The following is a 24,475-nucleotide window of genomic DNA, read 5'->3' on the forward strand; positions in this document are numbered from 1 at the left end:
GGCTGACTGACACCCCGGTGCCCGTCAGCGTGCTTCAGACGCAGCAGCTGCCGCCAGCCCTTCGGCTGATTTGCGGGCAAACTCGGCGCGCAGGGCCTTGAGTTTTTCACGCGGGTCTTCGCGCACCGTGGCCTTGTCGAGTGCCATTTCGGCAATGAAGCGGCTGGGCGCGCCAGGAATCATGTCACGGCCCTTCTTGCGCTTGCGCAGCCAGTTCACGGCCAGCGTGCGCTGGGCGCGGGTGATGCCCACATACATCAGCCGCCGCTCTTCCTGCAGGCGCAGCGCGATGCTGTCGGTGTTCATGCCGTCGTCATCTTCCAGCTTGAAGGGCAGCAGGCCTTCGTTGACACCCGCCAGCACCACATGCGGCCACTCCAGCCCCTTGGCGGCGTGCAGGGTGGAGAGCGTCACCACGTTCTGGTCGCCCTCGCGCTCGCTGATGGTGGAGAGCAGCGCGATGGTCTGCACCACTTCCAGCATGGTCTTGGTTTCGGCGGCAATGACCGCGCCCGAGGTGTCGTCGATCTGGCCACCGCAGCGCTGCGCCATCCAGTCGCAGAAATCCATCACGTTGGTCCATCGGGCAGCGGCGAGCTTTTCGTTGTCTTCGCCTTCGTACAGATGCTTTTCGTAATCGATTTCCTTGAGCCAGTCGTTCAGGAAAGCGCGTGCATCCTCGGCGCCTACGGTGCGCTTGGCGCGGTACTCCAGGTCGTTCAGGTAGCGCCCGAATTCCTGCAGGGAGCCCACGGCCTTGGCGGGCAGCATGGAGCCCAGCGAGTTGCTGAAGAGCGACTCGAACAGGCTGAGCTTGTACTGGCTGGCAAAGCTGCCGAGTGCGCCCAGCGTGGTGTGGCCGATGCCGCGCTTGGGCGTGGTCACCGCGCGCAGAAACGCCGGGTCGTCGTCGTTGTTGACCAAGAGGCGCATCCAGCTGCAGAGGTCCTTGATCTCGGCGCGGTCAAAAAAGCTTTGCCCGCCAGACACCTTGTACGGAATGTTGGCCTTGCGCAGCGCCTTTTCGAACGGCTTGGCCTGGTGGTTGGCGCGGTACAGCACGCAAAAGTCTTTCCACTCGCGGTGCTGCTGGCCTTCTGCCTGCAGTGTGCCTTCGGCGCGCAGGCTCTGGATGCGTGCCACCACGCGCTCGGCCTCGTGCTCTTCGCTGTCGCAATCGACCACCCGCACCGGCTCGCCTTCGCCCAGTTCGCTGAACAGCGTCTTCGGAAACAGCTTGGGGTTGGGTCCAATCACATTATTGGCTGCCCGCAGGATCGCGCTGGTGGAGCGGTAGTTCTGCTCCAGTTTCACCACCTTCAGGTTCGGGTAGTCCTGCGGCAGCTTCTTGAGGTTGTCCAGCGTGGCGCCGCGCCAGCCGTAAATCGACTGGTCGTCGTCGCCCACCGCGGTGAAACGGCCGCGCGCGCCCACCAGCAGCTTGAGCACCTCGTACTGGGTGGCGTTGGTGTCCTGGTATTCATCGACCAGCACATGGCCAAGCGACTGCTGCCACTTCTCGCGCACCTCGGCATGCTCCTGCAGCAGCTTGAGCGGCAGGCCAATCAGGTCGTCGAAGTCCACGCTTTGGTAGGCCGAGAGGCGCTCTTCGTAGCGGGCCATGATGCGGGCGATCAGGGTTTCCTCATCGCCGCTGGCCTGCGCTTCGGCCTGGGCAGCGTTGAGCCCCATGTTCTTCCAGAGGCTGATGGTCCACTGCCACTGGCGCGCGGTGGCCGCGTCGGTGGTGCCGCCGGCGTCTTTCAGGATGCTGGTGACATCGTCGCTGTCGAGAATAGAGAACTGGGGCTTGAGGCCCAGCGCAGCGCCGTCCTGCCGCAGCATGCGCACGCCCAGCGCATGAAAGGTGCAGATCACCACGCCCTTGGCCGGTTTGCCGATCAGGCCCTTGGCGCGTTCGCGCATCTCGGCGGCGGCCTTGTTGGTGAAGGTGATGGCGGCAATCTGCTCGGGCTTCATGCCCGCCTGGATCAGCCGGCCAATCTTGTGCGTGATGACACGCGTCTTGCCCGAACCTGCACCGGCCAGCACCAGGCAGGGGCCGTGCAGGTAATTGACGGCTTCTTGTTGGGCGAGGTTCAGGCCTGCGGACATAGGGGATGGATTCGCGGGTATGCAGTGGGAGAGGAAGCTGGAGAAGCAGGCCGCGAGCCATGTCGGGCGCGTCAAGCAAGGCTGGGAGAGAAAAGGTAGTAAATATGAATATTTGACTTTATAACATCAAATATGCATAATTTTCGCCATGCCTGAGATTACATCCAGTCTTTTTGCCAAGCATGCCATCCTACAGGCATACAACCTGTGGTGGGGTGATCTCGGGCAGGCGTTTGTCGGGCTTCCAGAGTTTCGGCGCGACGTATTTGACGAGCTTTACGCTGACGTCAAACAGCTGCCACAAATGGTTTCGGTCACCGGTCCGCGCCGTGTGGGCAAAAGCACCTTGCTCCAGCAGTGCATCCAGCAGCTGATCAAGGACGCGCCGGACCCCCAGGCGCAGGCCAGTCGAATCGTTTATTTTTCGATGCAAGACCCAGGCCTCGAAATTCCCGGTTTCAACCAGGACAAATTCTTCAATGAACTGGTGGCGACGGCAGTGGAGGCTTCGAGGAACGGGGTGACCTATCTCTTTCTTGATGAGATTCAGCGCTTTCCGCGTTGGGAGCTGTATCTCAAAAAGTTCTATGACCTGAAGACCCCTGTGCGTTTTGTGGTGTCGGGTTCAGCGAGTGCGCCTATCTTCAAGAAGTCACGAGAGAGCTTGCTGGGTCGGGTGAAAGATTTTCATGTGTTGCCGTTTAGTTTTCGGGAATGGGCTTCTTTGAGCCCCACACGAATAGTCGGCGCCGCTATGGAGAGATTCCGAAGCGATTCAAATTTCAATAAAGCACAAACTAACCTCATCGAACTTACTCAGGTCCTTCGAAGAATCGGATATCGACTGCGGGGCGAAGGTGTCTCGCCGGCTGACATGGTTCACTTTTTGAGTGATAACACGGTAATTTCCGGTTCGTCGGGGATTTATGCGTCCACCGATAGGGTGATGAAGCTAGAAGACTATTTTTTCGAAGGTGGTTTTCCTGAGGTTTGGAACCTGCCGACACTTCTCGCGAAACAGGAATATCTTTACCAAAACCAGGTCGAACGCGTCATCTTCGAAGACTTGCTGGTAGCTGCTGAATTCCGCAAACCCGAGATGCTGCGCCGCTTCTATCTGGGCTTGCTCAAAGACCCGGGTCGCGAAACCAACCTGTCTCAGCTCAGCAGTGAAATTGCACTGGCACGCAGCACAATTGAGAATTATTTTCCCCTCCTCGAAGCAACCGATCTGGTTTGGCGACTGCACAAGCACACCAGCACCAAGTCAACGCCCAAAGCGGGCAACTTTAAAACCTATCTGGTGGACTTGGCAGTACGCAATGCGGTGATGAAGTTGAGCCAAGAGCAGATGGTCGCCGACCCGACGCTCATGGGCGCTTATGCAGAGAATGTGGTTGCCAATCACCTCAGGCGCTGGCCTGGTCTGGTCGAGCTCGGTTACTGGCGGCGCAACAACGACGAACTCGACTTCATCGTGGATTTAGGTTCCACCCGCATTGGCGTTGAGGTGAAATACCGGAATGAGGTACTGGACAAGGATGTCCTCAAAGCCGCCAGGCTGGCTGACGAGCACGGCTGCGAGGCGTGCATCATGGTGACCAAAGAGCCCATGACGCCCGACAATGTCGGGAAACTGAAAACCCAGTCGCCGCTGCCGTTGGCGGTTGTGCCGCTGGCTGCGTGCCTCATGCTCTTTTAATTTCAGGCGATCCTGTGCTGTCCATTCTTCTGGTGACCTTCCCATTCTTCGCGCTGGTGCTGTGCGGCTATGTCGCGGCGCGCCGGGCGTGGCTGCCACAGGTCGCGATTCCGGGGCTCAACACCTTTGTGCTGTATTTCGCGCTGCCCTGCATGCTGTACCGCTTTGGTTCAAGTACGCCGATTGCGCAGTTGCTGGATTTCAGTCTGGCTGCCGTCTACCTGCTGTGCGCGCTGGTGATGGTGGCGCTCACCATCGCCGTCACGCGCAAGGGCCGCATCGGCTGGAACGATGCGTCATTTGGTGCGCTGGTGGCTTCGTTTCCCAACACCGGCTTCATGGGTGTGCCGCTGCTGGTGGCGCTGCTGGGCGCGCAAGCGGCGGGGCCGGCCATCGTCACCATCGTGGTGGACCTGCTGATCACCAGCTCGCTGTGCATTGCGCTTTCGCGCCTCGATTCGGCCGATGTGCATGGCGCCGAGACAGCGGCCGCGAATGCGCTCAAGGGCGTGGCCATGAACCCTATGCCCTGGGCGATTGTGCTGGGCGGTCTGTCGTCCGGCTTCGGGGTGGTGCTGCCCGGCCCGGTGATGCAGACCGTGGGCTTGCTGGCCGATGCAGCGTCGCCGGTGGCGCTCTTCACCATCGGCGCGGTGCTGGCGCGCTCGCAGATGAACAACCAGCAGCCGACACCGCTGAAAGACTATGTGCCCGTGGCGCTGATCAAGCTGGTGCTGCACCCCTTGCTGGTGGGCGGCGTCGGTCTGGCGGCAATGGCTGTTGGCGTGCCCATCCAGCCTTTTGCACTGACGGTGATCGTGCTGGTCGCTGCGCTGCCCAGTGCCAGCAACGTGGCCCTGCTGGCCGAGCGCTTTGGTGCCGACAACGGTCGCATCGCACGCATCATCCTGCTGTCGACCGTGCTGGCCTTCTTCAGCTTCTCGGCGGCTGTGGCGGTGTTGACCTGAGCCGCGCAGCCGTGCCAGTAAGTTTCGGCGCTGACATCCGACTATGAAGACATGAAAAAACTTTTTCTCACGCTGTCCCACCTGCTCGCGCTGGCCATCGGTTTTGGTCTTGGCATCTATGCCTTGCCCATCCTCGTTGCGCCCACAGGCCCCTCGACGGCCGATGTGTCGGCCGAGGCCCGCAGTGCCATGTACAAGGGGGAGTTCCGCCGCGACCTCAAGGACAGCGACCCGCTGCACTGGGGCGAAGGTGTGGTGTCGGTGAGCGCGCGCAGCATCGGGTTTGTGGGCAAGCTGGCCCCGGGGCCCGACTACAAGCTCTATCTGTCCACCGAGTTTGTCGAGACTGAAGACGACTTCAAGCGCCTCAAGCCCGGCATGGTGCGCGTTGGTGACATCAAGACCTTCGAGAATTTCCTGCTGCCGGTGGCCGAGTCGGTGGATGTCTCGCGCTACACCACGGTGATCGTCTGGTGCGAAACCTTCAACCAGTTCATCTCGGCCGCCAAATACCGGTGAGACCACTGAGACAACACCCTCGGCAACAGCGCGTGGGTTGACTGGCTAGGGCAATCAGCGGCTTGCGCCCACGCCTGCCGCCTTCAGGAACGCGTCGTTGTCTGCCCGCGTTCCGATGCTGACCCGGATGCATCCCTCCAGCCCGGGGTGGCTGTCCTGCCGGCGAACCAGCACGCCGCGCGCCAGCAGCGCGTTGAAGGCCGCTGCGGCATCGGGCGTGCGAATCAGCAGAAAGTTGCCGTGCGACGGAATCACCTGCCACGACGGATAGTCGGCGAGCGCGGCGCTCACCCGCTCGCGTTCGGCCAGGGTGGCCGCCACGCGATCGTGCATGTAGCCCGGGTGCGCCAGCGCCACTTCGGCGCAGATGGTCTGCATCACCGACACCGCGAAGGGCGGCACCAGCTTCTGCAACTGCGCGGCAATATGGTCTGACGCCAGCGCATAGCCCAGACGGACACCGGCCAGCCCCCACGCCTTGGAGAAGGTTCTGAGCAGGACCACGTGCGGGTAGCGCCGGGCCAGCGCTGTGGCATCTGTTCCGCAGAATTGGTGGTAGGCCTCGTCAATCACCAGCAGCCAGCCGGTGGATGCGTCAGCCAGACGCTCCAGATCCTGCAGCGCCACCAGCGAGCCGGTGGGTGCGTGAGGGCGGGGAACATAAATCACGCCGGCCGGGGCGCTGCGGGTGGGCCCATCGCTTGGCAACGTGCTGGTGAGTGCGTCGATAACGGCGTCCACGTCGATGGTGTAGTCGACCTTCAAGGGCACCTCGGTCAGCGCTGCCCCCAGCAGCCGCGCGTCCAGTCCATAAAGGGCGAAGTTGGGCTTGACGGTGATCACCCGGCCTTCGAGTGCACTCATCTGGATCAGAAGCGAAATCAGCACATTGCTGCCGGTGGTGACCACCACGCCAGGGGCGGGCCAGCTGTCGTGCGACGCGATGGCTGCGCGCAGGCGGTCCGAGTTCAGATCCGGGTAGCGGTGCCAGTCCTGCTGTGCCAGACGCTCCAGCACGAGCGCCTTCAGTGGGGCCGGAAAGTCCTCAGCCGATTCGTTCTGGTCCAGCTTGATGGCGGCATCCACTGGCGAGAACGGGTAGTCGGGGCTGGCGAGGACGGCGGGTCGGACGGGTGGCTTCATGGGCACCAGTTTAAGGACAGGATACTTGCAAGACGCGGACAGGATGCGAGCAAGAGCGGTTGGATGGCGTGCGCCTATTCATGGCACGCGAGGGGACGGTTTCCCTAGATGGCAATCGGGTCCACATCAATCGCCCAGCGGATCAGGCTTTTGTGTTCAGGCTGGGCGCGGGTCTCGAACAGCAGCGGCTGCCATGCCGCCAGAAAGTGCTGCAGCGCTTTGCGCGACGCGCTCTCCACCAGCATCTGTGCGCGCTCGATGTTGGCCACGCGCTGGATTGTCATCGGCACCGCCGGGTAGGCGCTGACCTGGTCATGGGCGGTGATCTGCTGTGCGCTGGCCGCGGCAGCAGCGGCATTGAGAAAGCCTTGGGCCACATCCTGCGACTTCGCCTCGGCGCGTATCAGGGCTGAAAAGCCGAAGGGCGACATGCCGGCGGCCTGCCGTTCCTCCAGTTGCTGTGCAGCAAAGGCCGGGTAGTCGTGCTTTTTCAGGCACTCGAACAGCGGGTGCGTCGGGTGAAAGGTCTGCACCCACATCTCGCTGGCGGCGCTGTGGCGTGCGTCACGACCGGCCCGCCCGCCTGCCTGCATCAGCAGGCTGAACAGTCGCTCCGGCGCGCGAAAGTCGCTGGAAAAAAGGGCACCGTCGGGGTTGATGGCGGCCACCAGCGTGATGTGGCGAAAGTCGTGGCCCTTGGCAATCATCTGCGTGCCGACCAGAACCTCGACTTCACCGGCATGGACGCTGGCCAGCTGCGATTCGAGCGCGCCTTTGAGGCGCGTGCTGTCGGCGTCGATCCGCGCTATCCGCACGGGGCCGCCGCCCGGCCGCTCCACACCGGCCAGCAACTCGGCCAGGTGTTCCTCCAGCCGCTCGGTACCGCGCCCGACCGGCGCGATGTCAATATTGCCGCAGCCGGGGCAAGCGCGCGGCACCCGCTCGGTGTAGCCGCAGTGGTGGCAGCGCAGCGTGCGGTCGATCTTGTGGAACACCCGGAACGCGCTGCAGTGCGGGCACTCGCTTTTCCAGCCGCAGTCGTGGCAGGCCAGCACCGGTGCATAGCCGCGCCGGTTCAGAAAGATCAGCGACTGTTCGCCACGCGCCACGCGCTGCGTGATGGCGTCGAGCAGCGGTGGCGCGACGGTGCAGTGCTTGGGCTGGTGGTTCATGTCCACTCTGCGAACGACAGGCAGACCCCCCTTCACAGGCAGCGCATCAGGCGAAGGGACAAGCGTGGAGGAGGGTATTCCATCAGCATGAGCCGTGGAACCGGCTTTGCCGGGCCACAGGCGGGCGGCCCCCTCGGGGGGCAGCGCAGTACGCGAAGCGACAAGCGTGGGGGCTCCATCTATCCGGTCATTCAGGGTCAAGCGCTGGTAGCGGCCCGTGAGTGTGGCCTGCCAGCTTTCCAGCGACGGCGTGGCGGAGCCCAACAGCACGCGACAGGGCACCCCGGCGTCTTCCGTTTCCAGCTTGGCGCGGTACACCGCGAGGTCGCGCGCCGAGTAGCGGGCGCCTTCCTGCTGCTTGTAACTCGGGTCATGTTCCTCGTCGACCACGATGAGCCGCAGACGCGGCAGCGGCGCCAGCACCGCCATGCGGGTTCCCAGCACCAGCCGGGCATGGCCGGTGTGCGCCGACAGCCAGCTCTTGAGCCGCTGCGCCGGCGTGAGCCCGCTGTGCAGGGCCACCACCCGCTCCCTGCCGAGGTGGGCAAAGCGGGTCTCAAAGCGCTGCTGCAGCTGCGGCGTGAGGTTGATCTCCGGCACCATCACCAGCACCTGGGCCTGCGGGTCGCTCTCCAGCACCTGCGCGGCGGCGCGCAGATACACCTCGGTCTTGCCGCTGCCGGTGGCGCCGAACAGCAGCGCCGGACGGGTGTCGGCGGCAAATTCGGCCAGCGCAGCCGCCTGCTCGGTGCTCAGCGTCACGGCGCTGAGGGCGTTCGCTGCGGCGTCGGGGGTGTAGCTGGTGTCGGCCACGGGCCGTTTCAGGCGCCGGGCCAGCTGCTCGCTGCTCAGGTCGCGCAATTGCGGCGGCAAGGCGGCCAGGGCCACCTCGCCCAGCGAGCGCTGGTAATAGCTGGCGGTAAACCCGATCAGCTGGCGCCAGGTGGCCGGCAGTGGGGGCAGGCCCTCGAGCACGCCGGCGATGGCGCGGGCCTGACTTTCCGGCAGGTCGCCGCTCCCTTGCAGGCTGCCCCAGACCACGCCCAGCACCTCGCGCTTGCCCAGCGGGACCCGTACCAGTGCGCCCGGCGCAAGTGCTTGCCCACTTTTGTAGGTCAGCGGCCCGGCCACCGCGCTGTGCGCCGGTGTGGCCACCACAATCTGGTACCAGAAGGTCATCCGAAGTAACTAGTTGTGTTTAATTCTTAAACATCACATACAAACAACGCGCTAAGTCGTTGATTTTTCAACGCTTTAGAGATGTCCAGATTTTCTGTGGATAACTTTGTTGATAGTTTGACCCCGGGGCGCCCGGAGGCCTTGTAAATCAAGGATTTGTCTAAACTGCCCGCAAAAAAAGCAGCGCAGGGAAGCTATATAAATCAAGCACTTAGGTGCGCTATGGCTTTCATAGCATAGGGTGTTCCGGGTTTTCTCCCCTAGTGCACCGCAGCACAAATTTTGTGCATAAGTCCGCCCGCCGAAGGCCTGATTTGTGCTAATCGCGGGGCAAAACCGGCGCAGAACCAATGTCAATGCGCCAGCCTGCTCTTGTCACAACTTGCGGTCAGCCCGCTGCAGCGCGCATCTTGCGAGAGTGAGTGTGTACTGCGCGCACCAGGGTTTCAACGCTCTCTGGCGGGGTGAACTGGCTGATGCCATGACCGAGGTTGAAAATGTGCGTGGCACCGCCGCGTGACTTGTTGGTGTGGGGCGTGCCGAAGCTTTCCAGCAATTGCACCGCTTCAGCTTCAATCTGCTCGGGCCCTGCGAACAGCACGTTGGGGTCCAGGTTGCCCTGCAGGGCCTTGCCGGGCTTGCCGTCGGGGCTGTCTTCGCCCACCCGGGCACGGGCCTGCGCGAGGTTGACGGTCCAGTCCAGACCCAGCACCTCGCAGTCCAGCGGGGCCATGCTTTCGAGCCATTGGCCGCCGCCTTTGGTGAAGACCAGCCGGGGGATCTTCACGCCGTCGTGCTCGCGCTTGAGCTGAGCCAGTACGCGTTTTGTGTAGGTGAGGCTGAAGGTGTGGAAAGCCGCGTCGGCCATCACGCCGCCCCAGCTGTCAAAAATCATCACCGCCTGCGCACCAGCGTCGATCTGGGCGTTGAGGTACGTGGCCACGGCGTCTGCGTTGACAGCCAGCATGCGGTGCATCAGGTCAGGCCGCTGGTACATCATGGTCTTGACGAGGCGATAGTCGTCAGAGCCAGCGCCCTCCACCATGTAGCAGGCCAGCGTCCACGGGCTGCCCGAAAAACCGATCAGGGGCACCCGGCCATTGAGCGCCTTGCGGATCGAGGTGACCGCATCGAACACATAGCGCAGCTTGTTCATGTCGGGTACTTCGAGCTTGGCCACGGCGGCTTCGTCACGCACGGCGGTGGCGAACTTCGGGCCTTCGCCGAGGGCGAACGACAAGCCCAGACCCATGGCGTCGGGCACCGTGAGGATGTCGCTGAACAGGATGGCGGCATCGAGCGGGTAGCGGTCCAGCGGCTGCAGCGTGACTTCGGTGGCGTAGTCGGTGTTGGTCGCGAGGCCCATGAAGCTGCCGGCCTTGGCCCGGGTGGCGCGGTATTCGGGGAGGTAGCGGCCGGCCTGGCGCATTAGCCAGACGGGGGTGTGATCGGTGGCCTGGCGCAGGCAGGCGCGAAGAAAGGTGTCGTTTTGAAGGGGTGCGAACATGTTGAATCAGGGTTTCGGGTTCAGGGTGACGGATGCAGCATAGCAGCGAGTAGGCGGTTTTCGGGGTCGGGTTTTCAGCGCGATGCGTCGGGATGCCGCAGCAGCAGCCGCTCCAGCGCGTTGAGGGTTTCGTAGCATTCGGCGAAGTCGGCAAACAGCGCGGCGTTGTCGGGCGCAGCGGCTTTGCCCTGCCAGGCCGCGCGGAAGGCATCAAAAATTTCACCAAAACTCTTCTGACCGTCAATCAACCGCAGCAGTTGCGGCCCATAGCGACCCGGGTTCACGGTCAGCGATACGCCGGAGTGCTGGTGGCGCAGCACAAAAGGCTGGCCACGGTTGCTGCCGAACACCTGCGCGGCCAGCTCCCCAGTCAGTGGCTCGTGATAGAAAAAGGGGATGTACTGCGCATCGCCATAGGGCGCGGTGCAGGCCGCGTTCTGGGTGAGGTAAAGCGAGTGGGTGATCAGGTTGCCGATCATCAGCTCGGCCATCTCGTGCTGCTGGCGCGGCGGCAGCTTGCGCAGGGCCGGTGCCATGGCCGGTGGCTTGTGGCCCAGCACCATGTGCGGCAGGTAGGGCGCGCGGCCGCGCTGCACATCGCTGAAGTTCAGGAACAGACCGTGGCCGCCGAGCCAGTCATACAGCTCGCCCACGGTGTAGGCGCGGTCCTGTGAATGCAGCAGCAGGTCGTAAATGCCGGCGTCGCCCAGCTTGTGGTCGTGGTGCAGGTCCTCGCCCCGCATGAACCAGTTGGTCGGCGGCAGGCTGGCCAGCAGGTCGCGGGTGTTGGCGATCTTGCGCGGGATGTCCAGCGGCGCCTCGCCAGGTCGGTCGTTGACCATGCGCATCAGTGTCTGCATCTGGTACACGCCGAGGCGGCCCAGCGAGGCGTAGACCATCAGGCCAATCGCACCATGTTGTTGGCCGGGTTTTGCACCACCCGTCTTCAGCACGCTCAGCAGCGCCTTCAGGCCGAGGTCCGGGTCGGCCAGGTGGTGCAGCACGCCGCTGCAGTTGATGTAGTCGAAACGGCCCAGCTCGGCAGCCCGTGCGGGCAGGTTGAGCAGCGAGTCGTGCACCCAGCTGATGTTGGTGAGGCCGCGAATCTCGGCGCGGCGCCGGGCAATCGCCATGCTGGCTTCGCTCATGTCGAGGTGCACCACCTGCGCGTCGTCGGCTTTCAGTGCACGCAATTGCTCGGCCAGAAAAATCGTGGCATCACCCGTTCCCCCGCCTGCCACCAGCGCCCGAAAGCCGTTGCGGAACGACTGCTTTCCGGCGAAGCAGTAGTGGTTGATCATCGGCAGGTCTTCCAGCCAGGTGAGCACGAGCCTCTTGTGGTCGTCTTCCGGATCGCGGGCCGGGTAAGGCAGGGCTTCGTACTGGTTTCTGACTTCGGGCAGATAGTTGTCGGGCATGAGGGATTCCGGAACTCGGGGCAGAAGACACATATTGTGTCTGGTCCATGAGCCTTTTTACCGCAGCGTATCTGCCCGGACCAGTGACAGCGCGGAACCGGCTATGCCGGGCCGCAGCTGTCGCCCCCCTGGAAGGGGGGACCGGCTACACGAAGTGAGCCGAGAAGGGGGTGAACTTATCTCACCGGAAGGAACTGAAGGAAGGCGCCACCGAGCAGATTTTGAACATAGGTGATGACGGCACGCCGGTACTTTTCGGTCAACACCACCGACAGCAGGTCCAGCCGGCCAATGATCTTGCCGAACTCGCGCTCGAAGCTGAGGTTGCGCTCCCGCTCATTGATCTCGTCGGCCAGCAGCAGCGGCTGGTTGGCGGCGTTGCGCCGGTTGGACAGCATCCACACCGCGATCTCGATGTTGCGGGCGGCGTTGTAGATGTACTGCGCGTCGAGTGCGTCGGTCAGGTAGAAGCTGGTCTTGCCACCGTGCGCGGTGACCAGCATGTCGGCGCTGGCGTAGATGAAGGCGGCCACGCGGTCACCGCGGAAGTCCGGCCCCAGCGCCAGCGACAGCGCGGCGATGTCGCGCCTGCCCTGCAGGTCGGCCCACGGTGTGCGCTGCTCAACGGAAGCGCGCAGCTGGGCCAGTGCGGCATCGCGGCTGGTGGGGTGGGTCTTGCGCCATTCCGCCGGATTGCGCCGGTACAGCTTGTCGGCCAGCCGGATCAGGCTGTCGAGGTTGTCGCGCATGCCCAGTGTGGCCATGCGGTTCACGTCGGACTGGGCCAGCTCGCTGGACGTCATCGGTGCCGCATTGGCCTCGCCCCTGGGTGTGGGTGCCGGGCCGGCGCAGGCGGCGAGCAGTGCGCAGAAGGTGGCGATCAGAAGCCGCTGGTGCCATGCGCGGCGCCGGTGGACTTCAGGGGGGGCGGGGGAAGGGGCTACCGTCGGTCTCGGGCGCAGGGGCATGCCGCATTTTCAGCGGCCTGCGCAGGCCGCGCAAGCATGGCTTTCCCGTGGGACGTGGCCCCTGGTCATCAGCCCGTCAGAGCAGTTCTTTTCAGATCAGGCCTTGCGAGCGCATCACGCGATGGTCAATTTTCAGGCAATGGTCCTGTACCACCTTCAAGCCGGCGGCCTCGGCCTTCGCGGCTGCTCCGGCATGCGCCACACCCAGCTGCATCCATACCGCCTGCGCGCCGATGGCAATCGCTTCGTCGACGATGGGCGGAATGTCCTCGCTGTTGCGAAAGCAGTTCACCAGGTCGATGCGTTCGTGCGCGGCCGCATCACTCAGGCTGGCGTAGGCCTTCTCGCCCAGCACTTCGGATTCGTTCGGGTTGACCGGAATGATGCGGTAGCCTCTGGCCTGCATGTAGCGGGACACGTCAAAACTGGCGCGATCAGGCTTGCTGGACAAACCCACGACCGCGATGGTGCGGCAGTGCTGCAGGATGTGGGCAATGCGCTGCGCTGCCGGCAGCGTGCTCATGCCTGATCGCTGTATTTCACGGTGCAACCGTAGGGGCGGGTGCTGGCCATGCTGATCGGCTTGCCTGCCAGCGCTTCGTGCAGACTCTGGCGGACATAGTTGGTGGCGGTCTTGATGTCGTCGACCCGTGCCGAGGGAATGCTGTCGATGGCACCGGCGTAGATCAGCTGGCCCTGTGGATTGATGATGTACATGTGCGGCGTGGTCTTGGCGGCGTAACGCTGGCCGATCTTGCCCGGCTCGTCCATCAGCATGGCGGTGGGCTGGGCCTGCATCTCGCGCACCCAGGCACCCAGCTTGGCCGGTGCCATGTGGTCGCCGCTGTTCGTGCCGGTCGAGTTGATGGCCAGCCAGACCACACCCTTGGCAGTGAATTCCTTCTGCAGCCCCTGCATGTTGCCGCTGTAGTGCTTGCGCACAAACGGGCAACCGGGGTTGGTCCATTCGAGGACCACCAATTTGCCCTTGAAATCGCTGAGGCGGTGGACTTTGCCGGCGGTGTCGGTCGCAGAAAAATCAGGTGCCGGCTGACCCACAACGGCCGTGGCGTTTTGCGCCTGTGCGGCCGTCAAGCCGACCAGCGGGGACAGCGCCAGCGCGGCGGAGAAATGGCGACGGTTGATGTTTGGGTTGGTGTTCGATGTGTTCATGAATGAATCTCCGGGTTGAATCAACAGAGGACAAAGAAAACAGCTTGCTCGAAGGGGTCATGTCAGGGGGTGCGACTACAGCTTGGCCAGCTCGGCCCGCACGTCATCCACCGACAGCACTTCCGACAGCACCACCGGCGCACGGCCCGACCTGTAAAGCACATAGACCGGCACGCCGTTACGGCCCAGTTGCGACAGCGCCGCCGTCACCGCCGGGTCGCGCCGCGTCCAGTCAGCACGCAGAAGGGTCACGTTCTTGGCGTCCATGTCGGCCAGCACTGCGGGGTCTGACAAGGTGGTGCTCTTGTTGTACTGGCAGGTCACACACCAGGCGGCGGTGAAGTCCACAAACACGTTCTTGCCTTCGGCGGTGAGCTGGTCCACACGGCCAGGTTCCCAGGCCTGCCAGCGCTGGCCGGGCTGCCGTGCGCTGGTGGAGCTGCTCTCCAGTTCCTGTATGACGTAGGGGCCGAGGGACCACAGCGAAAACGCCAGCGCCGCCACCGACAGCGTGGCCAGCAGCGTGCGGGCTGTGCCGCGCAGGCTGAAGGCCCAGATCGCCAGCGACATCACCACCAGCAGGGCCAGCAGCGCGCCGGCGCCATTGATGCCGCTTTGCTGACCCAGCACCCAGACCAGCCACACCACGGTGGCAAACATCGGAAAGGCCATCAGTTGCTTGAAGGTGACCATCCACGCGCCGGGCCTCGGCAGCAGGCGGGCCACGGCGGGCACGGCACTGGCCACTAGGTAGGGCAGGGCCATGCCGACGCCGATGGCGCCAAACACCAGCAGTGCCTGCGTGGCGGGTAGGCCCACCGCGTAACCCAGCGAAGCCCCCATGAAAGGCGCGGTGCAGGGCGAGGCAACTGCCGTGGCCAGCACACCAGACAGGAAAGAATTGGTGGTGGGGTTACGCGACTGCAAACCCGCCAGACGCTGCGGCAGCAGGTTGCCGAACTCAAACACCCCGGCCAGATTCAGACCAATCAGCGTGAAGAGCGCGGCCAGCGCCGCGACCACCGCAGGGCTTTGCAGCTGAAAGCCCCAGCCGAACTGTTCGCCCGCCGCGCGCAGACCCAGCAGCAGCGCGCCCAGCGCCAGAAACGACGCGACCACACCCACTGTGTAGGCCAGGCCGTTGGCGACGCGTGCGCGCTGGTCCTTCACGTGCACAAAGCTCACCACCTTGAGCGCCAGCACCGGAAACACGCAGGGCATCAGGTTCAGGATCATGCCGCCCACCAGTGCGCCCAGCAGTGCCGCCAGCAAGCCCAATGGGGGCGAGTTCGACTGCACCGGCGCCGCGCCGGCCGCCGCGTTGGCACGCAGGGCCTGCTCCAGCGCGGGCGATAGGGTAGCCACCGGCGCGGCGGCTGGCCAGGTGCCCTGCACTGGCACTTCCAGACGCCAGGCGGCCTTGTCGGCCACCACCACCAGCGGCATGGTCGAAGGACTTTCGCTGCGCTGCGGCGACAGCGGCAACTGCGCCGTCCACACAGCGCCCTTCCAGGCCTGTTGCCAGGCGCCAGCAGGCTCGATCACGCCATTGGTCTCGGGAAAAATTTCAAGCGATTTGCCCTGTGCCGCCGCAGGCAGGCCTGCCAGCGAGACCTGCAGGGTCTGGCCTTTCACCTCGATCTGGCTGGCGCCAGCGGCCAGAGATTTCGGCGTGGCATCAAAGGTGGCCTGAAACAGCCCGCCATTGCTTGCGGTCGAGCCCTTGACCGGCAGGCTGAGCGCGAACTCGCCTTCCTGCGGAATGCACTCCTTGAGGCAGACCAGCCACGCCGCCTTGAGCTTCAGATCCAGCTGGTTGCCGGAAAAACCGGGCGCCACCGTGAGCGGAACCGGCAGCAGCACGGTGTCTTCGTAGCCGTAGTTGGCCAGCGTGCCGAGCGGAATTTTCTTCGGTGTGGGCCAGGCGATGTCGCCCGCCGTGATGCCGGCCGGCAGCGTCCATTCCAGCTGGGTGGGAAGGCCCGAATCGCCGGAATTCTTCCAGTAGGTGTGCCACTGCGGCTTGTGAACGAGCTGCAGGCCCACCCACACCGGCTTGCCCGGCGTCACGCCTTCCGGCGCCCAAGCCAGCAATTCGGCCTTCACCTGGTCGGTGGTGACCACCGCACTCACCGGTGCGCTACCCTTGCCAAACAGATTCAGGGGGGCGGTGCTTTGTGCAATGGCGGAGCCACCGGCCAGTGCGGCAGCACAGGTGAGAAGGACGGCAAACAGGGGGCGCTTGAAAAACATCTGGGTGTGAGCGGGTGAGAAGGGCATTAGTTCCAGAGCAGAGCGAGGGGTGGTACGGCGGACGGGTGGTCAACAACGGCGTGTAAGTAACCCTTCACTCCTGATGGGTCGCTGCTGCCGTCACTTTATTACACCCTGCTCCGATAATGGAGCCATGTCCCGCATTGTCCTTGCCACCCTGAATGCCAAATACATTCACGCCTCCCTCGGGCTGCGTTGTCTGGCGGCGAACATGGACCTGCATGGCGGACCGGGCCTGCGCGCGCAGACGACGCTGCGCGAATTCGTGATCCAGCAGCGCCCGGCGCAGATTGTGGAAGAGCTGCTGTCGCTGTCGCCAGAGGTCATCGGTTTCGGCGTTTACATCTGGAATGTGGTCGAAACCACGCAGGTGGTGCGGCTGCTCAAGGCATTGCGACCCGACATCAAGCTGGTGCTGGGCGGCCCCGAAGTCAGCCACGAAACCAACGAGCAGGATATCTGCCGCCTGGCCGACCATGTGATCACCGGCTGGGGCGACGTGAGCTTTCCCAAACTCTGCCGCGCTTTGCTGGATGGCCCGCAGCCGCTGATGAAGGTGATTGCCGGCGAGCAGCCCCCGCTGGAGGCGCTGGCCCTGCCGTACCGCGAGTACACCGATAAAGACCTCGCCCGGCGCCTGCTGTACGTGGAAGCCTCGCGTGGTTGCCCCTTCAAATGCGAGTTCTGCCTGAGCGCGCTCGACAAGACCGCCTGGGCCTTCGAGCTGGACCGCTTTATGGCCGAGATGGCGCTGCTCTATGAGCGCGGCGCACGCAACTTCAAGTTTGTGGACCGTACCTTCAATTTGAAGGTCGATTTCTCGGTGCGCATCCTGCAGTTTTTCTTGGGCAAACTGCAGGCAGGTGGCGAGCGCACCGGTGCGCCCCCAGAACTGTTTGTGCATTTCGAGGTGGTGCCCGACAGTCTGCCGGACCGGCTCAAGGCGCTGATCGCGCAGTTCCCGGCGGGCTCGCTGCAGTTTGAAGTCGGCATCCAGAGCTTCAACCCTGAGGTGCAGCAGCGCATCTCGCGGCGCCAGGACAACCTCAAGACCGCTGACAACCTGCGCTGGCTGGTGAGCGAAAGCCAGGCCCATGTGCATGCCGACCTGATCTTCGGCTTGCCGGGTGAAACGCTGGCGAGCTTTGCCGAGGGCTTTGATCAGCTGCATGCGCTGGCGCCGCACGAGATCCAGTTCGGCATCCTGAAACGCCTGCGAGGCACGCCGATTGCGCGCCACACCGACGAGTTCGCGATGGTGTATGACCCGCAGACGCCTTACACCATCCTGCAGAACTCCACCGTGGATTTCGCCACGATGCAGCGCATTCAGCGCTTTGCGCGCTACTGGGATCTGGTGGCCAATTCAGGCCGCTTTGCCGCTGCCTTGCATTTGCTGCTGGCGCCGGGCTCGGCCTTTCAGAACTTTCTTGGCTTCAGCGACTGGCTGTGGCGCAGCACCGGCAAAACCCACGAGTTCGCACTGGAAAAGCTGGTGGACCTGTTGTTCGAGCACCTGACTGCTGTGCGCGGCTTGCCAGCCGAAGACGTGCGTGCGGCCCTGCTCGCCGACTACGTGGCCAGTGGCGCGCGGGCCCGGCCGGCGTGTCTGGCGGCGTTGCTGGATGCGAATCGGGCAACGGCTCCACTGGTCGCCGGCGACACACGCACCGAGCGGCAGGCGCGGCACCTAAAGCAATCCGGCGCGTCATCATCGTCGCTGCAGCGCAGCGAGATTCAAAAGGCCGCAGCGGCGGCCTGACAGGCTGTCGGGCCGATCCGGCTTAGGGCAGGTCGCGGTTCGGCTCAGGCTGCGAGCCATCGCGCGGCCCCACCGTGCCCAGACGTGCTTTCAGAGACTGCGGCTGACCGGTCAGCAGGGCGGCATAACTGGTGGTGTTGGCCAGCACCTTCTTCACGTAATCGCGGGTCTCGTGGAAGGGCACGTTCTCGGCCCAGATCGCGGCGTCCACCACCGGCCCGTTGCGCCACAGGCGCGGACGGCCCGGTCCGGCGTTGTAGGCGGCCGCAGCCATCGGCATGGAGCCGCCCAGGTCGTCGAGCGCAAGCTTGAGGTAGGCGGTGCCGATGGCGATGTTGGTGTCGCGGTCATTGAGCTGGTCAATCGTGAAGCCATCGAGGCCAATCTTCTTCGCGGTCCAGCGCGCCGTCGCGGGCATGACCTGCATCAACCCTGACGCGCCCACCACCGAGCGGGCGTCCATGATGAAGCGGCTCTCCTGCCGGATCAGTCCGTACACATAGGCTGGGTCCAGATTGATGCTTTGCGTGCGCTTGACCACGGCATCGCGGAAAGGCATCGGGAAACGCTGCTCCAGATCAATCTCGGTGCGGGTGCGTTCGCTGGTGTTGATGCAGCGATCCCAGATCTGGCGGTCGCAGGCGAACTGTGCGGCAGCGAGCAGCTCGCGGTCGCCCATGCCGCCGCGCTGGTGCAGGTTGGTGGTGTAGTTCCATTCGCGCACGCCTTCGCTGCGCATGCCCAGCGCCATGGCATAAGCCGCGCGGTTCAGGCCAGGGTTCAGGCGTGCGGCTTCCTTTTCTTCGTTGCTCAGCGGTGCAGGGCGTGTGGGCACAGTGATTTTCTGGCCCAGTTCTTCCAGCGCCAGCTGTTCATAGAAGCCGCGCACCGAGGCGAACGACTGCAGCAGTGCCAGCCCTTCGGCGCGCTGCGGCGCGATCGTGATGGTTGGTGCCGGTGCGGCAGTCGGAGCGCCGGGGCCTGCTGCAGCTGCCGCCGGAGGTCGCACCACCGTGTCAGGCGGCGCAGTGGCGATCAGTGCGCGCGCCTTCCAGTAAGCCCATGTCGGGTCTTTGCGCGCGTCGTCGCTCATGGCATTGATGGCCGACAGCACCAGCGGCCACTGTGGCTGGCTGCCGGCGCGCAGCGCGGCGCGGGTCTTCCACGCCAGCATCTCGTCGGTGAGGTCGCTGTCTCTGGTGACGCGGGCAAAGTAGCGCAGGGCATCGCCCACCGGCACCGTGCCAAGTCGGCTGGCGGCGCGCTGGCCAATCAGTCCCCAGACCCAGTTGCGCTCCTCGGCAGTCAGCTGGACACCCCATTTGGACTCCATCTGGAAGGCCGCGCTGTCCAGATCCATGGTCGCCAGCCGGACCAGTGCAAGCGTGATGATTTCCTTGCGCACCTGGCGGATGGCCAGCTGTTTTTCATTGAGGAATTTCGCCGGGCTGTTGTGCAGCTCGGCCACCAGTGCGACCGACTCGGGCGAGACGATTTGCACCGCATCGCGCGCAGCGCGCGGGCGGTTGGCTTCGGTGGCCAGGCGCGCCTTGTGCCAGGCGTCCTGCCCGGTCAGTGTTTTGGTGCCCACCAGACGATCAGCGGCGGCGGTGCAACCGTCGTCGGCGTCGCGCTGGGCGAACCAGTTCTTCTTCACCTCGGCGGCCAGTTGGGCATCCTGCGCGGGGTTCTTCAGGTGCTCGACCAGCAGGGCGTAGCAACGCACTTCGCGGTCGTCGTTCATGCGGAAATTGGGGTATTCGGCGGCAAAGCCGGCCCAGTCGCGGCGCTGGCCCAGCAGCAGCAGCCAGTCGTTGCGCAGCCGGTCTTCCTGGTAGGTGCCGGCGTAGCGGCTCAGAAAGCTCTGCACCTCCTGCGCGCTGGCCTCGCCCAAGCGTGTGCGCATCTCCCAGTAGGCCGCCCAGGGCTCCAGCGCATGGCCGCGCGCCTGCGGCAGCAGCTGCGACAGCCGCGCACGGTCACCGCGCTTGAAGGCGCGGTTCATCTCGACGATCACGTTGTCGCCCGCGCTGGCGGTCTGGACGGGAGTGGTTTGCGCGAGCGCGGTCGGCAGGAAGGGCGAACAGAGGAGGCACGCGGCCAGTGTGGCCGCAGGGCTGAAACGGAATTTGGATAGCATCGGGACATTATGGACAAATTAAGTACCCGCAAAGCACTGGTGGAACAACGCCTGAACATGCCCGACCGCCTGGAGCGTGCAGATTTGTTACAGCGCGTGATGCGCATCTGGCTGGTGGGCAGCACCCACGAGGTGATCGGGGCCTACTGGCCGATCAAGGGCGAATTTGATCCGCTGCCCGCGCTGTACCGCTGGCAGGAAGACGCGATCCTGGGTCAGGATGTCTCGTCCAGCCCGGCGCTGGCAGAGGTTCAGAAGGCGCAACTGGCGACTGAAAGCATCGCGGCCCGCTCGCCGCGCAAGATTGGTTTACCGGTGGTCAACAAGCTGCACAAGACACTGACCTTTCATGCGTGGTACCCCGGCTGCCCGATGGAAGAAGACGCCTACGGCATTCCCAAACCCAAGGACACCGAAGTCATCGTGCCCACGCTGCTGTTTGTGCCCTGCGTGGGCTATGGCCCCGGCGGCTACCGGCTCGGTTACGGCGGCGGCTTTTACGACCGCACACTGGCCACCCTGCAGCCGCGCCCGTACACCGTGGGCCTGGGTTTCAGCCAGGGCTGGCTGCCCGACATGGACCCGGAGCCGCATGACATACCGCTGGATGCGATCCTGAATGACAAAGGGGTGGTCTGGCCGGTCTGATGGCCCCCACGGTCGTTCGCTGCGCGTAACTCCCTGGACATGCCCATGCCTGAGGCATGGGCCCTTCCTCCCGTCCAAACCTGCGTAGGCAGGTTTGGAGCCGCGGTCGTCAGCCCCTCGGGGGCAGTCCGCCTGCGGCCTGGCAAAGCCAGTTCCGCGGCTCCGCTGGCTTAAATACCCGCCTGCGTTTGCCGCTCGCGCAATTCCGTTCGGCTTAGCTTGTCGAAGTCGAGGCGTGGCGTTAGTCCAGCGACCCCAGCGTATCCGGATCAGGCACATCGCCAATCGCTTCGCGGGTCTTGGCGGCCTGGTCTTGCAGCCAGCTGCAGAAGGCCTGCAGTTCGGGTCGGGCGGCGCTGCGGGGGCCGACGATGAGCCAGTAGGCCATCGGTGATTCCATGCGCAGGTCGGGCAGCGGTTCCATCAGGTCGCCTGAGGCCAGGCTCTCGGCGATCAGGGGCAGACGGGCCAGCACCACGCCCTGGCCGGTGAGGGCAGCCTGCACCATCTGGTAGGCGTAGTTGAAGTAGAGCCAGCGCTTGGCCTCCAGCTTGGGGCTGGCGTGCTGGTTCAGCCAGCGCCGCCAGGTCAGCCATTCCAGATGGGTGTGATGGGCGTCGCCCGCTTCAATCAGGGTGAACTGGGCCAGGTCGTCGGGCTTTTTCAGGCGCGGGCTGCTCTTGAGCAGCCAGGGGCTGATGACTGGCGTGATCTGCTCCCCGAAGAGCCGGATCGCGTGCGGCGGCATGTGGTTGGCGGGGGCGTAGCGCAGCGCCAGGTCGAGGTCCGACACATCGAGGTCCACCGCGGCGTCCGAGGCATCAATGCGGATGTCGATGTCGGGGTTGTCGCGCTGAAAGCCCTCCAGCCGCGGAATCAGCCACATCGACGCGAACGAGGCAAAGGTGGTGAGCGCCACGCTCTTGCGCCCCGCGCTCTGGCGAATCTGCCGCACCGCGCCGTCGATGCGCTCCAGCGAAGGCGTGACCGCGCGCAGCAAAATGCCGCCGGCCGTGGTCAGCTCCACCGCCCGGGTGTGGCGGTGAAACAGGCTCACGCCCACGTCTTCTTCCAGCCCCTGGATTTGCCGGCTCACAGCCGACTGGGTGAGCGCCAGTTCTTCGGAAGCCGCCCTGAAATTGAGATGCCGGGCCACCGCCTCGAAGGCACGCAGTTGGCCGGCAGAGATGGGGCGGGTACGCAGGTGGGTTTGTGAATGCAGCATGGCAAATCCGTCCGGATCGACAAGTTGATTGATGCGATTAGCGAATGAATAGCTTACCGCGATTTCATTGGACCGCCAAGCGCTGCAGCGAGATGATGAACGCCTCACCACCACCGACCCCTGACCTTTTTTTGCCGGGCATCAACGAAAAACCGGAGAACACCATGAACGCAACAGACCACCTCCAAGCCTCTTCGCCACTTGGGAACCCCCTGCAAACCCTGCATGCCCCCACCCTGACAGTCACCCGCCAAGTCGTCAACGACGCGCTGGCTGGCTGCTGGAAGCTGGCCCCGGGCCAGGCGCTGACGCTGCAGGCGTCAGAGCCTGGGGTGTTGCGAATTGCGCATGGCCGGGTGTGGGTCACCTTTGACCATGCCGACGACCGCGCCAGCCTGCGGGCCGGTGACTATTTCCTTAGCCGGGGCCAGAGTCTGCTGTTGCAGGCGGGTGAGTCGCTGGTGATGGAGTCCTTCGGCGCTGGTCACGCCGCCTCTGCGTATTTCAGCTGGGAACCGGTGCCAGCGCTTCAGCCTGCGGCGACTGCCGGGAGCTGGCGCGCCGGCATGGTGGCGCCCTTGGCCGATCTGCGTCTGGCGGCCGGTCTGGCCGGGCGTGCGCTGGGTGCGCTGGCCCGTGGCCTGCTGGTCGGCGCCAGCAAGAGCCTGGGTGCATCGGCCTCGGGCTTGCCCACCCGCCTTGCCATGGCCCTTGTCGCGCAGCGCCATCCGTCGCCGGCGGTGCAGTCCGACTTCGACCGGTTTCGGCGCGGTCGCCGCGGTGAGGTCAATGTGCTCGCGCTGTCGAATCTGACGTAGCGCCGGGGACTTGAGCCGCGCGGGCGGGGCTCGCAACGCCCGATAATCGGGCATGGCCCCCGCTTCCCACATCGCTTCCGACAGCGCTTCCGTCCTGACGCAGCCGTCCCCGGCGGCGGCAAGTGCTGGCGTGCACGTGGTTGTGATGGGCGTGGCCGGCTGCGGCAAATCGGCCGTGGGCCGGCAACTCGCCGGGCGCCTGCAACTGCCCTTGATTGAAGGCGACGATTTCCATCCCGAAAGCAACATCCGCAAGATGCGTCTCGGCATGCCGCTGGAAGACGCCGACCGCACCGGCTGGCTGCAGGAACTGGGCCGGCAACTGGCTTTGCAGCCCGACGGTGCGGTGCTGACCTGCTCGGCGCTGAAAAAGACCTACCGCGACACCTTGCGCGAAGCAGTGCCTGCATTGCGCTTTGTGCATCTGGCCATCAGCCCTTCCGAATCGCTGCGGCGGGTGTCGTCGCGGCCGGGGCACTTTTACCCGCCCAGTCTGGTCACCAGCCAGTTCGATGCGCTGGAAGACCCGCAGCATGACGACGCAGGCCGTGCGGATGGCCGACGCTCCGTGCTGTCGCTGGCGGCGGATGCGGCCGGCGTCGAGGGGCTGGCCGATTCGGCCCTGCAGTGGCTGGTGCCAGCGCCCCGGTAAGATGACTCGTGTCGCACGCAGCACGTGGCGGCCCCTCATCGCGACCGGTTCCGCACCTCACCGGAGAACAGGAAACACCATGTCCCACCATGCACCCGCCAAAGCCTTCGCCTCCCAAGCCGACCTGACCGACAAGAAGATCACCTTCGAGCAGCTCAGCCCGCACTGCTGGGCCTACACCGCCGAGGGCGACCCGAACTCCGGCGTCATCATTGGTGACCGCTTCATCATGGTCAGCGACGCCACCGCCACGCCGGCCATGGCGCGCGACCTGATCGCCCGCATCCGCACCGTGAGCGACAAGCCGATCAAGTACGTGCTGCTGACCCATTACCACGCGGTGCGTGTGCTCGGCGCCTATGCCTATGCCGACGAGGGCGCCACCGAGATCATCGCCAGCCAGGGCACGCTGGACCTGATTGCCGAGCGCGGCGCGCAAGACATGAAGAGCGAGATGGAGCGCTTCCCGCGCCTTTTTCGCGGAGCCGACACGGTGCCCGGCCTGACCTGGCCGACCATGGTGGTCGGTGGTGGCGACCCGACGAAGTGCGAGGTGCCGGGCAAGCTCAGCATCAATTTGGGCGGTGTGGTGGTGGATATCTGGCACCCCGGTCCCGGGCACACGCGCGGCGACACCATCGCCTGGGTGGCCGCAGAGAAAGTGCTGTTTTCCGGTGACCTGGTGGAATACGAGGCGGGCGTGTACACCGGTGATGCGCAACTGGCCGAGTGGCCTGCCACGCTGGAAGCGCTGCGCGCGCTCGGCGCGGAAGCCATCGTGCCCGGCCGCGGTGAAGCCATGAAGGGCGCGGCCAATGTGAACAAGGCGCTTGACTACACCAAACGCTGGGTCGAGTCGCTGTTCCAGGCGGGCAAAGAGGCTGCCGCAGCCGGCATGGACCTGAAAGCGGCGATGGCGCACACCCGAAAGCTGATGGACCCGGTCTTCGGCCATGTGTTCATCTACGAACACTGTCTGCCGTTTGATGTGAGCCGCGCCTACGACGAAGCCAGCGGCATCAAGCACCCGCGCATCTGGACGGCCGAGCGCGACAAGGAGATGTGGGCGGCGCTGCAGGGATGAACCAGGGC

Annotated in this window: 19 protein-coding genes; 8 read left to right on the plus strand and 11 right to left on the minus strand. The window is 64.5% G+C overall.

The genetic code is table 11. The annotated features are described in order from the left end of the window. Nucleotides 1–24 precede the first annotated feature (24 nt). Entirely contained in the window at nucleotides 25–2,115 is a 2,091-nt protein-coding gene (locus tag AAG793_RS15095; RefSeq protein WP_341909637.1) for a UvrD-helicase domain-containing protein, read from the minus strand. A gap of 148 nt (nucleotides 2,116–2,263) precedes the next feature. On the opposite strand from AAG793_RS15095, the gene AAG793_RS15100 reads away from it, so the two are divergent. Genes AAG793_RS15100 through AAG793_RS15110 form a run of 3 tightly spaced genes read left to right on the plus strand, consistent with a single transcriptional unit; the run spans nucleotide 2,264 to nucleotide 5,304 of the window. Continuing rightward, nucleotides 2,264–3,817, plus strand: a complete 1,554-nt coding sequence (locus AAG793_RS15100; protein WP_341909639.1) for an ATP-binding protein — start codon at nucleotides 2,264–2,266, stop codon at nucleotides 3,815–3,817. A gap of 14 nt (nucleotides 3,818–3,831) precedes the next feature. After that, on the plus strand, nucleotides 3,832–4,785 hold the full coding sequence (locus AAG793_RS15105; protein WP_341909641.1) for an AEC family transporter: 954 nt from the start codon (nucleotides 3,832–3,834) through the stop codon (nucleotides 4,783–4,785). A gap of 51 nt (nucleotides 4,786–4,836) precedes the next feature. After that, nucleotides 4,837–5,304, plus strand: a complete 468-nt coding sequence (locus AAG793_RS15110; RefSeq protein ID WP_341909642.1) for a DM13 domain-containing protein — start codon at nucleotides 4,837–4,839, stop codon at nucleotides 5,302–5,304. A 54-nt stretch (nucleotides 5,305–5,358) separates the two neighbouring features. Here the strand turns inward: AAG793_RS15110 and AAG793_RS15115 are convergent, their stop codons facing one another. From AAG793_RS15115 to AAG793_RS15150, 8 genes are all read right to left on the minus strand, one after another. Beyond that, the gene (locus tag AAG793_RS15115) at nucleotides 5,359–6,447 is read right to left on the minus strand and encodes a histidinol-phosphate transaminase (RefSeq protein ID WP_341909644.1); all 1,089 of its coding nucleotides are present in this window, start codon (nucleotides 6,445–6,447) and stop codon (nucleotides 5,359–5,361) included. Between the two features lie 104 nt (nucleotides 6,448–6,551). Further along, nucleotides 6,552–8,798: a primosomal protein N' gene (gene priA, locus AAG793_RS15120; RefSeq protein ID WP_341909646.1), complete on the minus strand. Its 2,247-nt coding sequence runs from the start codon at nucleotides 8,796–8,798 to the stop codon at nucleotides 6,552–6,554. 388 nt (nucleotides 8,799–9,186) lie between these two features. Next, a complete protein-coding gene (gene hemE / locus AAG793_RS15125) occupies nucleotides 9,187–10,305 on the minus strand; it encodes a uroporphyrinogen decarboxylase (protein WP_341909647.1) in 1,119 nt (372 codons plus the stop codon). Nucleotides 10,306–10,379: 74 nt separating this feature from the next. Then, nucleotides 10,380–11,723 (minus strand): class I SAM-dependent methyltransferase, encoded by a 1,344-nt coding sequence (locus tag AAG793_RS15130; RefSeq protein WP_341909649.1) that lies wholly within the window; start codon nucleotides 11,721–11,723, stop codon nucleotides 10,380–10,382. A 176-nt stretch (nucleotides 11,724–11,899) separates the two neighbouring features. Then, nucleotides 11,900–12,691 carry a hypothetical protein gene (locus tag AAG793_RS15135; RefSeq protein WP_341909651.1) on the minus strand — a complete coding sequence of 264 codons (792 nt, stop codon included), beginning with the start codon at nucleotides 12,689–12,691 and terminating at the stop codon, nucleotides 11,900–11,902. Nucleotides 12,692–12,782: 91 nt separating this feature from the next. Continuing rightward, complete coding sequence (locus AAG793_RS15140) at nucleotides 12,783–13,214, minus strand: CoA-binding protein (protein ID WP_341909654.1); 432 nt, start codon at nucleotides 13,212–13,214, stop codon at nucleotides 12,783–12,785. Continuing rightward, nucleotides 13,211–13,864: a thioredoxin family protein gene (locus tag AAG793_RS15145; RefSeq protein ID WP_341909656.1), complete on the minus strand. Its 654-nt coding sequence runs from the start codon at nucleotides 13,862–13,864 to the stop codon at nucleotides 13,211–13,213. The genes AAG793_RS15140 and AAG793_RS15145 overlap by 4 nt, the downstream gene beginning before the upstream one ends. A gap of 75 nt (nucleotides 13,865–13,939) precedes the next feature. Further along, entirely contained in the window at nucleotides 13,940–16,144 is a 2,205-nt protein-coding gene (locus tag AAG793_RS15150) for a thioredoxin family protein (RefSeq protein ID WP_341909658.1), read from the minus strand. Nucleotides 16,145–16,271: 127 nt separating this feature from the next. Between AAG793_RS15150 and AAG793_RS15155 the strand changes: the two genes are divergently transcribed. Then, the gene (locus tag AAG793_RS15155) at nucleotides 16,272–17,900 is read left to right on the plus strand and encodes a DUF4080 domain-containing protein (protein ID WP_341909660.1); all 1,629 of its coding nucleotides are present in this window, start codon (nucleotides 16,272–16,274) and stop codon (nucleotides 17,898–17,900) included. A gap of 22 nt (nucleotides 17,901–17,922) precedes the next feature. Here the strand turns inward: AAG793_RS15155 and AAG793_RS15160 are convergent, their stop codons facing one another. Beyond that, a complete protein-coding gene (locus AAG793_RS15160; protein ID WP_341909662.1) occupies nucleotides 17,923–20,040 on the minus strand; it encodes a transglycosylase SLT domain-containing protein in 2,118 nt (705 codons plus the stop codon). A 9-nt stretch (nucleotides 20,041–20,049) separates the two neighbouring features. On the opposite strand from AAG793_RS15160, the gene AAG793_RS15165 reads away from it, so the two are divergent. Beyond that, nucleotides 20,050–20,688: a 5-formyltetrahydrofolate cyclo-ligase gene (locus AAG793_RS15165; protein WP_341909665.1), complete on the plus strand. Its 639-nt coding sequence runs from the start codon at nucleotides 20,050–20,052 to the stop codon at nucleotides 20,686–20,688. Nucleotides 20,689–20,929: 241 nt separating this feature from the next. Here the strand turns inward: AAG793_RS15165 and AAG793_RS15170 are convergent, their stop codons facing one another. Further along, nucleotides 20,930–21,913 (minus strand): LysR substrate-binding domain-containing protein, encoded by a 984-nt coding sequence (locus AAG793_RS15170; protein ID WP_341909667.1) that lies wholly within the window; start codon nucleotides 21,911–21,913, stop codon nucleotides 20,930–20,932. A 164-nt stretch (nucleotides 21,914–22,077) separates the two neighbouring features. Here AAG793_RS15170 and AAG793_RS15175 point away from each other — a divergent pair, with 164 nt between their 5' ends. The 3 genes from AAG793_RS15175 to AAG793_RS15185 all read left to right on the plus strand — a co-directional run bounded on the left by AAG793_RS15175 (nucleotide 22,078) and on the right by AAG793_RS15185 (nucleotide 24,467). After that, nucleotides 22,078–22,731, plus strand: a complete 654-nt coding sequence (locus AAG793_RS15175) for a DUF2917 domain-containing protein (protein ID WP_341909668.1) — start codon at nucleotides 22,078–22,080, stop codon at nucleotides 22,729–22,731. A 52-nt stretch (nucleotides 22,732–22,783) separates the two neighbouring features. After that, nucleotides 22,784–23,383 (plus strand): gluconokinase, encoded by a 600-nt coding sequence (locus AAG793_RS15180; RefSeq protein ID WP_341909670.1) that lies wholly within the window; start codon nucleotides 22,784–22,786, stop codon nucleotides 23,381–23,383. 79 nt (nucleotides 23,384–23,462) lie between these two features. After that, nucleotides 23,463–24,467, plus strand: a complete 1,005-nt coding sequence (locus AAG793_RS15185; protein ID WP_341909672.1) for an MBL fold metallo-hydrolase — start codon at nucleotides 23,463–23,465, stop codon at nucleotides 24,465–24,467. The last annotated feature ends 8 nt before the right edge of the window (nucleotides 24,468–24,475 follow it).

It is taken from the genome of Polaromonas sp. YR568, from assembly GCF_943372955.1.
GTDB lineage: Bacteria > Pseudomonadota > Gammaproteobacteria > Burkholderiales > Burkholderiaceae_C > Polaromonas.